Annotated in this window: 14 protein-coding genes; 12 read left to right on the forward strand and 2 right to left on the reverse strand. The window is 36.5% G+C overall.

Features of this window, described 5'->3' with window-relative positions; genetic code table 11:
- Nucleotides 1–5 precede the first annotated feature (5 nt).
- Nucleotides 6–698 (reverse strand): SDR family NAD(P)-dependent oxidoreductase, encoded by a 693-nt coding sequence (locus ABIB40_RS08190; protein WP_354357868.1) that lies wholly within the window; start codon nucleotides 696–698, stop codon nucleotides 6–8.
- 146 nt (nucleotides 699–844) lie between these two features.
- Here ABIB40_RS08190 and ABIB40_RS08195 point away from each other — a divergent pair, with 146 nt between their 5' ends.
- The 11 genes from ABIB40_RS08195 to ABIB40_RS08245 all read left to right on the forward strand — a co-directional run bounded on the left by ABIB40_RS08195 (nucleotide 845) and on the right by ABIB40_RS08245 (nucleotide 9571).
- Complete coding sequence (locus ABIB40_RS08195) at nucleotides 845–1579, forward strand: MlaE family ABC transporter permease (RefSeq protein ID WP_354357870.1); 735 nt, start codon at nucleotides 845–847, stop codon at nucleotides 1577–1579.
- Entirely contained in the window at nucleotides 1579–2331 is a 753-nt protein-coding gene (locus ABIB40_RS08200; RefSeq protein ID WP_354357872.1) for an ABC transporter ATP-binding protein, read from the forward strand. The genes ABIB40_RS08195 and ABIB40_RS08200 overlap by 1 nt, the downstream gene beginning before the upstream one ends.
- Before the next feature lie 82 nt (nucleotides 2332–2413).
- The gene (locus tag ABIB40_RS08205; RefSeq protein WP_354357874.1) at nucleotides 2414–3295 is read left to right on the forward strand and encodes a class I SAM-dependent methyltransferase; all 882 of its coding nucleotides are present in this window, start codon (nucleotides 2414–2416) and stop codon (nucleotides 3293–3295) included.
- A 96-nt stretch (nucleotides 3296–3391) separates the two neighbouring features.
- Nucleotides 3392–4435, forward strand: a complete 1044-nt coding sequence (locus tag ABIB40_RS08210; RefSeq protein WP_354357876.1) for a hypothetical protein — start codon at nucleotides 3392–3394, stop codon at nucleotides 4433–4435.
- Between the two features lie 239 nt (nucleotides 4436–4674).
- On the forward strand, nucleotides 4675–5220 hold the full coding sequence (gene msrA / locus ABIB40_RS08215) for a peptide-methionine (S)-S-oxide reductase MsrA (protein WP_354357878.1): 546 nt from the start codon (nucleotides 4675–4677) through the stop codon (nucleotides 5218–5220).
- A 106-nt stretch (nucleotides 5221–5326) separates the two neighbouring features.
- A complete protein-coding gene (locus ABIB40_RS08220; protein WP_354357880.1) occupies nucleotides 5327–5947 on the forward strand; it encodes a hypothetical protein in 621 nt (206 codons plus the stop codon).
- Complete coding sequence (locus tag ABIB40_RS08225) at nucleotides 5944–6240, forward strand: winged helix-turn-helix domain-containing protein (RefSeq protein WP_354357882.1); 297 nt, start codon at nucleotides 5944–5946, stop codon at nucleotides 6238–6240. The genes ABIB40_RS08220 and ABIB40_RS08225 overlap by 4 nt, the downstream gene beginning before the upstream one ends.
- 52 nt (nucleotides 6241–6292) lie before the next feature.
- A complete protein-coding gene (gene creD / locus ABIB40_RS08230; RefSeq protein ID WP_354357884.1) occupies nucleotides 6293–7666 on the forward strand; it encodes a cell envelope integrity protein CreD in 1374 nt (457 codons plus the stop codon).
- Between the two features lie 251 nt (nucleotides 7667–7917).
- Complete coding sequence (locus tag ABIB40_RS08235) at nucleotides 7918–8403, forward strand: hypothetical protein (protein ID WP_354357886.1); 486 nt, start codon at nucleotides 7918–7920, stop codon at nucleotides 8401–8403.
- Nucleotides 8397–8810, forward strand: coding sequence for a ribosomal maturation YjgA family protein (locus ABIB40_RS08240; protein WP_354357888.1), 414 nt, complete (start codon nucleotides 8397–8399; stop codon nucleotides 8808–8810). Before ABIB40_RS08235 ends, ABIB40_RS08240 begins: the two co-directional genes overlap by 7 nt.
- A 2-nt stretch (nucleotides 8811–8812) precedes the next feature.
- Nucleotides 8813–9571, forward strand: a complete 759-nt coding sequence (locus ABIB40_RS08245) for an oxygenase MpaB family protein (RefSeq protein ID WP_354357890.1) — start codon at nucleotides 8813–8815, stop codon at nucleotides 9569–9571.
- A gap of 23 nt (nucleotides 9572–9594) precedes the next feature.
- On the opposite strand, the gene ABIB40_RS08250 is transcribed toward ABIB40_RS08245, so the two are convergent.
- Complete coding sequence (locus ABIB40_RS08250; protein WP_354357892.1) at nucleotides 9595–11442, reverse strand: hypothetical protein; 1848 nt, start codon at nucleotides 11440–11442, stop codon at nucleotides 9595–9597.
- 328 nt (nucleotides 11443–11770) lie between these two features.
- On the opposite strand from ABIB40_RS08250, the gene ABIB40_RS08255 reads away from it, so the two are divergent.
- Complete coding sequence (locus ABIB40_RS08255; protein ID WP_354357894.1) at nucleotides 11771–12388, forward strand: hypothetical protein; 618 nt, start codon at nucleotides 11771–11773, stop codon at nucleotides 12386–12388.
- Nucleotides 12389–12390: the final 2 nt, after the last annotated feature.

Here is a 12390-nt window from a genome sequence, read left to right on the forward strand (position 1 = left end):
ATCAACTAAGTAAAATCTAGCGGCGTTATTAGCACCTCGTCTACATTTGCACCTGCGCTTAAATTTAAAATCACGTAAACTAACTCTGCAATGTCCCCTGGCAACACAAATTTTTCTTTCGGCAATTCTGTGTCTTTCCAAGAAGCGGTTAATGTAGGGCCTGGCAAAAAAGCTGTCACCTTAACTCGGCTCGGTGCTAATTCTGCTCGCAATATATTGTTAAGACTTAGCATCGCTGCTTTTGTTACACTATAGCTCCCCGCATCCATTGCTATGTTCTTGCTGGCTACAGAGCAGATGTTAAATATGTGGCCGTTCTTCACCGCTGCCATTTGCTTTCCAAAAAATTTAGAAAAGTAATACGCAGCATTTACATTTATCTCTTGTTGATGTAGAAAATTCTCATTAGGTTCTTCCAAAATACTACCGGGTAAAAAAACACCCATGTTATTTACCAGTACATTAATTGTTCCGAACTCTGGCGCAGCTAAATTAAAAAACCTTTCAATCTGATCAGGTTTAGAACCATCTAGCTGAAAGTGGAAGACTTTGTTGCCATATACACTTAGCTCTTGTGCCGTCTTTTCTAGATCGGCAGCATTTCGCGCAATAAGCACAAGGTCATAATTATGTTGAGCTAACTTTTCGGCAATAGCCCTTCCTATCCCTTTGGTAGACCCAGTAATTAAAGCAATCATTTTTTATGGTTTAATATTTGTTAACAAAAAACAATATTTATTTCCGAAACACCAATTATTTTGACAAAACATAAGTCACTAATTTTATTTGTTGTTTCTTTGTATTACCAATTAGAAGTTATAAATTAAACCCATATATATACGAAATGAATTTTACCAATTTCGGCAAGTACCTTCTACTTCTAAAATCAGTATTTAGAAAGCCAGAAAAACTAAAAATATATCTTAAAGAAATAGCGAAACAGATGGATTATGTTGGCGTTGGTTCTTTAGGCCTTATTGCAATCATCTCTACTTTTATTGGAGCGGTAATGACCTTGCAGATTGCTTTTCAGCTAGTAAGTGATTTCATTCCAAAAACTATTATTGGATCCGTAAATAGAGACTCTAGTATTTTAGAACTCAGCCCTACAATTAGTGCCATTGTGCTTGCGGGGAAAATTGGCTCTGCCATCTCATCTGAAATTGGATCTATGCGTGTTACCGAACAAATAGATGCCTTAGAAATTATGGGGATAAATGCACCGGGATATCTTATTTTACCAAAAATAATTTCTGGCATTACCATGGTCCCCGTGCTTGTTATCATGTCGATGTTTTTAAGTATTCTTGGCGGCTATCTTGGAGGAACTTTATCGGGAGCTGTTACGCCATCAGATTACATACTCGGCATAACTACTGGTTTTAATCCTTATACTATTGTAGTAGCTTTAACAAAAGCGTTTGTTTTTGGTTTTATCATTACATCGGTACCTGCTTACGAAGGTTTTTATGTTAAAGGCGGGGCTTTAGAAGTTTCGCAAGCAAGTACTAGAGCTGTAGTAATTAGCTGTATCTCTATTTTGGTTTGTGATTATTTAGTAACTCAACTTTTATTATAATGATTGAAGTAACAGATATTGATAAGTCTTTTGGAGACAATGATGTGTTGAAGGACATCTCAGCTACTTTTGATGCTGGGGTTACAAACTTAATAATTGGTGCTTCTGGGTCTGGGAAATCTACTCTATTAAAGTGTATGGTTGGCTTGCAAAAACCAGATAAAGGTTCGGTGGTGTATGATGGCAGAGAGTTTACCATTATGGATTATGGAGAGAAGATTGAGATTAGGAAAGAGATAGGAATGTTGTTTCAAGGTTCTGCCCTGTTTGATAGTATGACGGTTGAGGACAATATTATGTTCCCCTTAAATATGTTTACTGACCAATCTCGTGAGGAAAAACTAGACCGGGTTAACTTTTGCTTAAAAAGGGTAAACCTTGCAGATACCAACAAGCTTTTTCCGGCAGAACTTTCTGGCGGTATGATGAAACGTGTTGGAATTGCAAGAGCAATTGCCATGAATCCAAAATATTTATTTTGCGATGAGCCCAACTCGGGCTTAGACCCCAAAACCTCTATTGTTATTGATGAGTTGATTAAAGAGATAACAGAAGAGTACAATACCACAACCATTGTGGTTACCCACGATATGAATTCGGTAATGGGTATTGGAGACTATATTTTATTTTTGCACAATGGCGTAAAATTTTGGGAAGGAAGTAATAAAGAGATTGCAAATACCGATATTAAAGAGTTGAACGATTTTGTATTCGCTAGTCGATTTATGAAAGCTGCAAAAGGAAAACTTTAAACAATACAGGGGTAAAGCCATACCCATCTCGAGAAATAATTTTACAAATTTAATTTTCTCTTGATAAAATTTACATAAATACATGATAGAACTAGTTGCGCCAAGCCATTGGAAAGATTATGAACTGATAGATTGTGGAGATTTCGAAAAGCTAGAACGTTTTGGAGACCACATACTTATTAGACCTGAGCCGCAAGCGGTTTGGAAAAAAGCACTTTCAGAACAAGAATGGAAAAAAAAGGCAAATGTAATTTTTAAAGGCAGGTCTGCAACTTCTGGCGAATGGTTAAAAAAAAATGACTCTATCTCTGATAGATGGCATGTTAGCTATGATAATGCAGACGTATCTATAAAGTTTAGGCTCGGCTTAACCTCTTTTAAGCACGTTGGCATCTTTCCAGAACAAGCTGTAAATTGGGATTTCATTTCATCTTCGCTCAAAAAATTTAAAAACCCAAATCCCAAGGTATTAAACCTGTTTGCCTACACAGGTGGCGCATCTTTGGTTGCGCGAGCCGCGGGTGCAGAAACCACCCACGTAGACTCTATAAAACAAGTAATTACTTGGGCAAACGAAAATCAAGAATTATCTGGGCTGAAAGACATTCGTTGGATGCTAGAAGATGCCCTTAAATTTGTAAAAAAGGAAATAAAACGCGGCAAAAAATACAACGGTATTATTTTAGATCCGCCAGCTTACGGCCATGGGCCAAATGGCGAAAAGTGGAAATTAGAAAACCATATTCAAGAAATGATGAAAGAGGTGGTGCAACTGCTAGATGAGGAAGAACACTTTCTAATCTTAAACACCTATTCTTTAGGATTCTCGTCGGTTATTGTAGAAAATTTAATAAAAACCTCGTATCCACAAGTAAAAAACCTTTCAACAGGAGAACTTTATCTGCAAGCAACTTCTGGCATCAAGTTGCCTTTGGGCGTTTTCGGAAAGTTTTGTAATGTTTAAATGTTGATTACTTTATTTTTGCCGATCGACAAACTCCTGTATCTTTCCAGCAAAATCAGATTCGGAAAAACTGCTTAAAAATCAATCCTACTTATTATGAAAATTCCTAAATTAACGGGAGTAGTCCTGTTAACTTTTCTTACCGTTACTTTTTTTACAAGTTGCAACTCTGACGGGCAGAGCAAAACAGGCAGTAAAACGCTTAAAGATTCTACTAAAAAAGATTCGGTCAGCTCGGTAAGCACCATGAACCCTGTAGATCACAAAGTTTATGATTCAATGATGTTGAAGTTAGCCAATGGCGATACAACAGGGAAATGGCCCGTAAAAAACACTCCGTATCCACTAGCTGGCGCCATACTTCCATTTAAACGTGTAATAGCTTATTATGGCAACCTTCACTCAAAAAAAATGGGCGCTTTGGGCGAATATGCCCCGAAAGAAATGTGGCGCCGCCTGCACATAGAAACAAAACATTGGGAAAAGGCAGACCCTTCTACCCCGGTACAACCTGCTTTGCATTACATTGCAGCGGTTGCAAGCGGTACGCCAGGTAGAGATGGAAAATACATTAACCGAATGGCAAACAAACAAATAGATTCTGTCATTACCATATCTAAAATGTATCCCGGAACCATCGTTTTTCTAGATTTACAAGTATCGCTAAGTACATTAAAGAACGAGCTTCCTCATATAGAGAAATATTTAGAAATGCCATTTGTACATTTGGGTATAGACCCAGAGTTTTCTATGAAAGACGGAAGTTTACCCGGAAAAAAAATAGGAACTTATGATGCGGCAGACATTAATTATGTTACTCAATACCTGGCTAATATTGTAAAGAAATACAATTTGCCTCCAAAAATTCTTACGATGCACAGGTTTACAAAAAAAATGGTGACCAACTATAAAAACATAAAGTTACACCCCGAAGTACAGGTAGTAATGCACATGGATGGATGGGGAGAGCCAGATCTAAAATTTGGCACTTACCGTTATTTCATCCAAAATGAGCCAGTACAGTTTACTGGGTTTAAGCTCTTTTATAAAAATGACATTAAAAAGGCTCCTCATAGGATGCTAACGCCAGAAGAACTACTTAAGCTTACTCCAAAACCAATTTACATTCAATACCAATAGTTAAGAGTTCTAATAAAAACACTGTCCCCAAAAAGTTAAAAAACTATTTGGGGACTTTTTTTTAACAAAACATCTTCCAATTTCGGCATGCAACAAAGCCTAGTAAAGTTGTTGTTGCACCAAGATAATTGCCCTTGCTATGTTGGAGACAAGAAAAAAGATAACGCCGATTAAACACTAAATTTTGAGCAAAAATAAATAGACGAAAACCTTCCGACATAAAAATCCGTTAGTACAACATGCAAAAAGCAACATTTGGCGGAGGATGCTTTTGGTGTACCGAAGCTGTTTTTCAAAACGTTAATGGGGTAGAAACTGTCGTTTCTGGCTATATGGGCGGCACGACCAAACATCCAACTTATATGGAGGTTTGCAACGGCGATAGCGGCCATGCAGAAATCATCCAACTTACCTTCGATGAGGCTAAAGTTGGTTTTGGAGAATTATTGTTGGTTTTTTTCAAAACACACGATCCTACTACTCTAAACAGACAGGGCAACGATGTTGGAACACAATATCGGTCGGTGGTTTTTTACGAGATTGAGGAACAAAAACAACAAACGACGCAAATGATAGCTAAACTAACGGCAGAGAAAGTTTACGACAAACCAATCATCACAGAACTAGCTCCAATTTCTCAATTTTACGAGGCAGAAGACTATCATCAAAATTATTTCAATCAAAACAAAAACAAACCTTATTGCGCTTTCGTCATTCAGCCCAAGTTAGATAAGTTTTCGTCAGATTTTAAGGAAAAAATTAAGCCAGGAATGGAGCATCACTAAACAGCTTTTTAATCGACAAAATAAAAACCCTTAAAATTATTTTACCGAATTTATTTGCTAATCTCATTTTTTATATTTTACTTTGAAATTCAAAGTTCTTTTAAAAATGAAAGAAGAAGATGTTTATGCAGAGCTTAGCTCTATCAGAAATTTGATGGAACGTTCGACCAAGTTTATTTCCCTGACGGGATTATCTGGTATAATGGCTGGAGTTTATGCCCTTGTCGGAGCTTTTTTTGCCTACAAGATGGTCTACCCTGCTACTGGAGGTTTGAAATATCGTGATTATTATGTTAATGATTCTGCTATCCTTTTTTCACTATTTGGCATTGCAGCAGCTGTTTTAATTTTATCCATCGCTACCGGAATATGGCTTACCATTAGGCAAGCAAATAAAAAAGGCGAACGTTTTTGGAATCCTGTTAGTAAAAGGTTGCTTGCTAACCTCGCTATACCATTATTTACCGGAGGTTTATTTATCTTGATATTAATTTACCAAGGTGCTTTTGGAATGGTAGCTTCCTCCAGCTTAATTTTTTATGGTTTATCTCTAATTGCGGGGAGCCAATATACCTTTACTGATGTGAAATGGCTAGGCTTCTGCGAAATTGGTTTGGGATTATCGGCAGCAGCTTTTCCAGGGTATGGCATTGTTTTTTGGACGATAGGATTTGGCTTATTGCATATTGTTTATGGAACCATCATGCACTTTAAATATAAGCAGTGAAGATATTTGAGCATTTTGATAAGGCTTTTGAAAACCGGTTACGGTTACACATTATGAGCGTGTTGGTTGCAAATGATCATTACGATTTTAATGCGTTAAAAGAACTGTTAGATGTAACCGACGGCAATCTTGCCTCGCATTTAAAAGCATTAGAGAAAGAACAATACATCATGGTAAATAAGAGTTTCATCGGGCGAAAGCCAAATACACAATATAGTGCTTCTAATTTGGGTAGACAAGCTTTTAAAAAACATTTAGAAGCTCTTGAAAATTTAATCAAACAACAAAAATAATTTTTTTTAATCATTTACTTTGAAATACAAAGTACTTTTAAATAACAAAAAAATGGATACACAAGAACAACAACAACAACCTGTTAATGGATTTGCCAAATGGTTTGGCGAATCGGTATTGGTTAAATTACTCCTTATTGGGCTGCTTACGCTAATTTTATTGATACCGTCTTCGTTAATTCAAAATTTAATTCATGAAAGACAAACGAGGCAGGAAGAAGTGACTTCAGAAATTTCTGACAAATGGGGCGACCAGCAATTAGTTGAAGGGCCGGTAATGGTTCTTCCTTATAAAAAATTCATTAACGATAAAGACCCCAAGGGTAAAATAACGACAAAAGAGGTAATAACCAACGTGTATATATTACCAGAGCAGCTAAATATGGAAAGCAAGGTTGTGCCCCAAATAAGACATAGAGGTATTTTTGACGCCGTAGTTTATGATACAAAAGTAAGCGTAAGTGGAAAATTTAGCGAGTTGGAATTAGAAAAATCTGGCATAAACCCTAACATGATCCAATGGGACAAAGCAAAAATTGTTATTGGATTAAGCGATCTAAAAGGAATGAAAAATAATCCTAACTTAAAATTAGGCGGCATAAACTATCAAGTAGAACCAGACTTTACGTCGGTGAAATTATTTTCGAACAACCTAATTGCGTTGCCCGATCTAAGCGCAAGTAAATCTACTTCGTTAAACTTTGGTTTTGATTTAGAATTAAGGGGAAGCAAGGAACTTAATTTCTTGCCATTAGGAAAGAGTACCAAAGTTCATGTTTCTGGCAATTGGAATAACCCTAGTTTTACGGGTAGATATTTGCCTGAAAACCCAGATATAACAAACAGCAACTTTACCGCCAATTGGAAAATACCCTATTTCAACCGTCCGTTTCCGCAACAGTGGGAAGAGGCTAATACCAGCTTAATTTCGAAAAGTGCAGATGCGTCTTTTGGTGTTAAATTTATGCTCTCGATTGACCAATACCAAAAAACAATGCGTACCGCTAAATATGGGATACTAATTGTCCTTTTAACGTTCATCTCTCTATTTTTTACGGAGCTGTTGAACAAGAAAAAAGTGCACCTCTTACAATATGTACTCATTGGTGCGGCCATGATTATTTACTACGCTTTGCTATTGTCTTTTAGCGAGCAGGTTGGATTTAATATTGCTTATTTAATTGCTTCTGTTGCCACCATTGCGCTGATAAGTGTGTTTATTGCATCGGTGTTAAAAAACAAGAAAGCTGCGCTGATATTCGCAGTCATACTCAGCATATTTTATGGCTTTATTTTCGTCATTATTCAGCTTCAAGATTTGGCACTTCTGTGCGGAAGTATTGGTCTTTTTATAATTATTGCGGCAATGATGTTCTTATCGTCTAAAATAGATTGGAATAAAAGAATAATTAGTCAGGAGCAATAAAAGAGTATAGAGAGGCTCGCCCTCAATACCATAAGTTGAAATAAACAGCCTGTCAATCTGAGCCTCTCGAAGACCCTAAGCTACCTGAAAACCCAATAAAATCGCCCTTCGACTACTTGTCCCGACCCTTCGACAAGCTCAGGATGACACCATTGTTAGAGTTTCTGCTTAGGTTAATCACATTGGGGGCTCTCTTTATAAAATTTAAATCACCTTTCAACAATTAAGTATCAATTCAAATTCGGCCCAAAATGCTAGAGAAAAATAAAGTTAAAGTTTTAAATAAAATCAAATTCTGCGTATTGATTATCATTATTGGTTTGATAATAAGTGGCATTACCGCATTCCCAATACAAACTGAACTTAAAGAGCTAAGCAAATTGGATTTAGGCTTTTTGAACGCTTGGATAAAAACTGTCTATCAATCTGTTAGAAGTACAAATGTAGCTTACCCTTGGCTAGCATACGGAACCGATTGGTTTGCCTTTGCGCATATTTTATTAGCCATTTTATTTTATGGCCCTTTAAAAAATCCAGTAAAAAACGTTTGGGTTATCGATTTTGGGATAATCTCTTGTATCGGCATTATCCCCTTAGCATTAATTGCAGAATCCATAAGGGAAATACCTTTTTACTGGCAACTGGTAGATTGCTCTTTTGGTTTGCTTGCCATCATTCCTCTATTGTATGTTAAACGATTAATTGGGCTATTATTAAAACCGACTAAATCATGTTAAAATTTAACATCAACTACTTTTTACTGGCTATTGCACTATTTATAATCGAGTTTTTAATAGCCATTTACGCCCAAGATGATATTATCAGGCCATTTATTGGCGATTTGTTAGTGGTTATCCTTTTATATTGCCTTGTAAAGAGTTTCATTAAAGCACGCAACACATCAATAGCGGTTGCCGTTTTATTATGCTCTTATGCAGTAGAAATCTTACAGTATTTTCATATTGTTAACTTGTTGGGCTTAGACAAAATAAAATGGGCAACCATTTTAATAGGCACTTCTTTTGCTTGGATGGATTTATTGATGTACACCTTGGGCATCATGCTAGTCCTAGTGACAGAATACTTCAAGCATCGTGCTTATAGTTCGAAATTAAAACATTCAGAAACACATATATTCATTTAAAAATGAGCGGTTTTGTAGAAAAAAATCATATAATCAGAAAAGTTTGGGGCAATGGAGATACGATTCTATTTATTTTTGCTGGCGCCTCGGCAGAATTTGCACTTAACAAAGCTGTAGATTGGCTTTACTTTACTGGTAAACTGCCAAAAGACCCTTTGGGCAGACTATTTTCTACAGTTGCTTACGCTAGAAAAATAATTTTTTCGGAAAACTCTGTCGCAATAAAAGCTATACATCAAATTACAGAGATACATAAAGGTGTAGAAAAAGCAAGAGCGGCAGAAATCCCCGATTGGGCTTATAGAGATGTTTTATATATGCTGATTGATTATTCTATCAGGGCGTTTGAAATAATAGAATACGGCCTTTCTGAAAAAGAGAAAGTAGCAATTTTTGAAGTATTTAAACGCGTAGGTTTAGAAATGGGGATTAAAGATCTACCCATTGATTATGTGAATTGGCTTGTTGATAGAGAAAAGCACTCAAAAAAAGATTTGATAAAAAGCAAGTATTCCAAGCACCTCTACAAACAATACCGCATTCGTTTAGGCTTAATTAGGTTTTTATTCTTAAAACAAGCTCAATTGATGATTCTACCAAAAGAAGTTATTTGGCTATTAGGTTTTAAAAAAATCTTATGGCTTTCGCCAATCATTAAGGTATATAAATGGAGTAAGAAAATGAAAATAAACAATGTAATAAGAAATAGTATTTTGCCAGCACAATACAAGCAGCAGATTCTAGACTTAGATAGGTTTTAAAACCAATTGATTCTTTATATAATTTAGCTTATACGCTCCTGTTGAATAAAATCGTCCAGCTCCTCTCCTTTCGTTAAACCCAATTTTTGTTTAATTCTGTAGCGCGCCATCCGCACGCTTTTTGGTTCTACATGCAGCAATAAAGCAATTTGTTTGGTGGAAAGTTTCATATAGATGTAGGCGCAATATTTTAAATCCAGCTGACTCAGCTTCTCTACTGCCTTGCGCTGTAATAGACCAAAAAACTCTGGATTTACCTCCTTAAATTCAGATTTGATATTTTCGAAATCCTCGTCAACCCGCATTTCTTCATTAATAATTTTTTCTAACAGACCTGCCGCCGACCCATTTCCTAAGCTAGCGTTAAGCTTTTCCTTTAAGTTTCCTAAAAGCTGGTTTTTATGCTCTATTTGTAGAACTCCTGCCATCAATTCTTTCTGCAATTGTTCTTTCTGGCTGGTCATTAGCTTTTGCTCTGCCTGCAATCGCGCAGCTTCTTCTGTTTTTAACCTAGATTGTAGCTCAGCCTCTTGTTTTTCTAATGTAAGTCTATCAGCCTCTTTCTGTTTTAGTTGCGCCAACAGATTCGCATCGTCTTTTTCTTGCTTGAGCAATTTTTCTCTCTGAAGTGAGTATTTCAATCGAAAATTATAAGCCGTAAACAAAAATATCAAACTTAATACCGCAGCAGCAGAAATTCCTGTGTATAAATAGGTTTGCTTTTTTTGAAAAGAATTTTTCTGTTGTAGCAACGAGAGCTCTTTGTTCTTCTTTTCACTTTGGTAACGGGCATCCAACTGTTGGATAGTGGCAAACTGCTTAGCATCAAACTCTTTCTGATAAAACTCGAGATAGCGTTTGTAGTATTTTAATGCCGAAACATTATCGCCCTTTTTTTCCATAAGTTCTGAAAGCGATTGATAAAGATCTACCAAGAGGTAATAGTTTGGTGGATCAATTGCCTCAACCACTTGCATTTCCTTTTGTAAAGCATCTTCTGCCTTGTCTAACGCCCCATTTCGAATGTTTAACTTACTTATAATCTGGTAAGAATTTGCTTGCATTGCCTTATTGCCACTTTTTAATGAAACCTCTAAGGCAAGGTTTACCTGATTTAAAATAGAATCTTTATACCAAGGCGGATAATAATCTAAATAAATGTCTGCGATGTTCAATGCAGACAAAGCCACCACGCTCTGATTCTTAATCCAACCCTTTCTGTTTTTAAAAATTTTTACCGATTTCTGAAACGCGAAAAGCGCCGAATCTAAAAAAACAGAATCTTTGCTCGTCTGAAATGATTGAAGGTAGTCTGTTCCGTTAATTTGCCATGCGGCGGTCATCATACCCGCATCTTTGCTTTGCACTGCAGCCTTTAGGCTAAGATGAGCATTTTCGCTAGCTTTTTTTGCATCGTTTCTTTCTGCATAAATTCCGTAAATTAAATAGTGAATACTCGACTTGTAAAGCGCTCCACTTGGTTGCTTTAAATAATTTAATGCAGTTTGCCAGCTTGTCAAAGCTTTATCGGGGTAGTTTTGCATATTCTGCAAAAAACCTTGCTTATACCACGCAACACCTTTGTAAAAATCGGGCGCCTTCTTCGCATAAAAAAAAGCACTATCTACAGCTTTTTGAGCCAATGTTGGCTGGTTATCAATAAACTCCATTATTGCCCTAGACGAAAACGCGAAAGAACCCGCAGCATCATCTCTATTTTTTTTGGCAAAGCTTAGGGCTTCTGTATTCTTTTGTAATCCTAATGATGGATTGTTATACGAATATGCATCTGCCAACCTAACCATTGTCATGGCTTTGAGGTGATTGTCTGTACTCCCGTAGATTAGTTCGTTTTGCAAAGAATCAATCACCAACTTTTGGGCGTTCGCATTAAAAAAGCACCCAGTTAGGATGAAATAGACAAAATAGATTTTCCAATAGTTCATTAACAATAGGCAACGGGCGCACCCATAAAGACCAAAAATACATATTTATAAGCAAATGACAATCAAACACCTACAATTATTGTAGATGCTTTGTAGACGCCCGTTTTTAGTTTGTAGATGATATGTAGTTGTTAAAATTTTGGAGTTAGCCTGTGGCAGGCTGCATCTTTGTGGTGTACAAAAGACAAAAGAATTTAATGGAGCCTGAGTCTCAAATTTAATTCCATGAACGTACAAAACATGAACATAGAAAATGAGAGCACAATTTAGAATAGGCGAGTTCAATCAAGAAAGATTGCTTGAATTTAAAAGAGATGTGGAGCAGCCAGGCATAACAGTTGGCATTTTTTGGCAAAAGGGTAGAAAAGCCGAGGAAAACCAATCTCTGGCAGATGGTTTTGGCTTATCTGTGAATGGAACTCTTGTTTTTAACCAATTGAAAAAGAATGGGACTATGCTTTTAGGTTTTTTACCAGAACACCAAGAAACAACCTTTTTACATCTCTTGCAAAAGCATAGGTTATATGATGACCCAAATTGGGCGTTGGGCATTTTAGCTTTAGTCGGGTATATCATTTTCGAACTCTGTGTAATTGCATCGCGAGACGAAAAATGGCTACAAATTACCTTATTTGCATGCTTTATGATGGTGGTAATTTTTTTGATTGTCGCCTTTTTTCATGCCGAAGGCAAAGTGAACAACAACGTATATAAAGTGCTGGGTGTTTTTGGCGCTATCGGGTATATATTAACTGCCTTAGCTTCTGTTTTGGCGCTGCCTTTTTTTACCTGTATAGGGCAACGTAAAATGGAAACAAGAATGGCCAACGTTCCATTAAGTCCGCTAAAACAAAGCGCCACAAATTTTTAACA

Origin of the sequence: Pedobacter sp. UYP30 (genome assembly GCF_040547165.1) — a bacterium.
Taxonomy (GTDB): Bacteria; Bacteroidota; Bacteroidia; order Sphingobacteriales; family Sphingobacteriaceae; genus Pedobacter.

What these genes read in the sequence shown, in the direction of transcription:
- ABIB40_RS08190 (WP_354357868.1), bottom strand. Translation starts at nt 698, where the DNA reads ATGATTGCTTTAATTACTGGGTCTACCAAAGGGATAGGAAGGGCTATT.
- ABIB40_RS08195 (WP_354357870.1), top strand. Translation starts at nt 845, where the DNA reads ATGAATTTTACCAATTTCGGCAAGTACCTTCTACTTCTAAAATCAGTA.
- ABIB40_RS08200 (WP_354357872.1), top strand. Translation starts at nt 1,579, where the DNA reads ATGATTGAAGTAACAGATATTGATAAGTCTTTTGGAGACAATGATGTG.
- ABIB40_RS08205 (WP_354357874.1), top strand. Translation starts at nt 2,414, where the DNA reads ATGATAGAACTAGTTGCGCCAAGCCATTGGAAAGATTATGAACTGATA.
- ABIB40_RS08210 (WP_354357876.1), top strand. Translation starts at nt 3,392, where the DNA reads ATGAAAATTCCTAAATTAACGGGAGTAGTCCTGTTAACTTTTCTTACC.
- msrA (WP_354357878.1), top strand. Translation starts at nt 4,675, where the DNA reads ATGCAAAAAGCAACATTTGGCGGAGGATGCTTTTGGTGTACCGAAGCT.
- ABIB40_RS08220 (WP_354357880.1), top strand. Translation starts at nt 5,327, where the DNA reads ATGAAAGAAGAAGATGTTTATGCAGAGCTTAGCTCTATCAGAAATTTG.
- creD (WP_354357884.1), top strand. Translation starts at nt 6,293, where the DNA reads ATGGATACACAAGAACAACAACAACAACCTGTTAATGGATTTGCCAAA.
- ABIB40_RS08235 (WP_354357886.1), top strand. Translation starts at nt 7,918, where the DNA reads ATGCTAGAGAAAAATAAAGTTAAAGTTTTAAATAAAATCAAATTCTGC.
- ABIB40_RS08240 (WP_354357888.1), top strand. Translation starts at nt 8,397, where the DNA reads ATGTTAAAATTTAACATCAACTACTTTTTACTGGCTATTGCACTATTT.
- ABIB40_RS08245 (WP_354357890.1), top strand. Translation starts at nt 8,813, where the DNA reads ATGAGCGGTTTTGTAGAAAAAAATCATATAATCAGAAAAGTTTGGGGC.
- ABIB40_RS08255 (WP_354357894.1), top strand. Translation starts at nt 11,771, where the DNA reads ATGAGAGCACAATTTAGAATAGGCGAGTTCAATCAAGAAAGATTGCTT.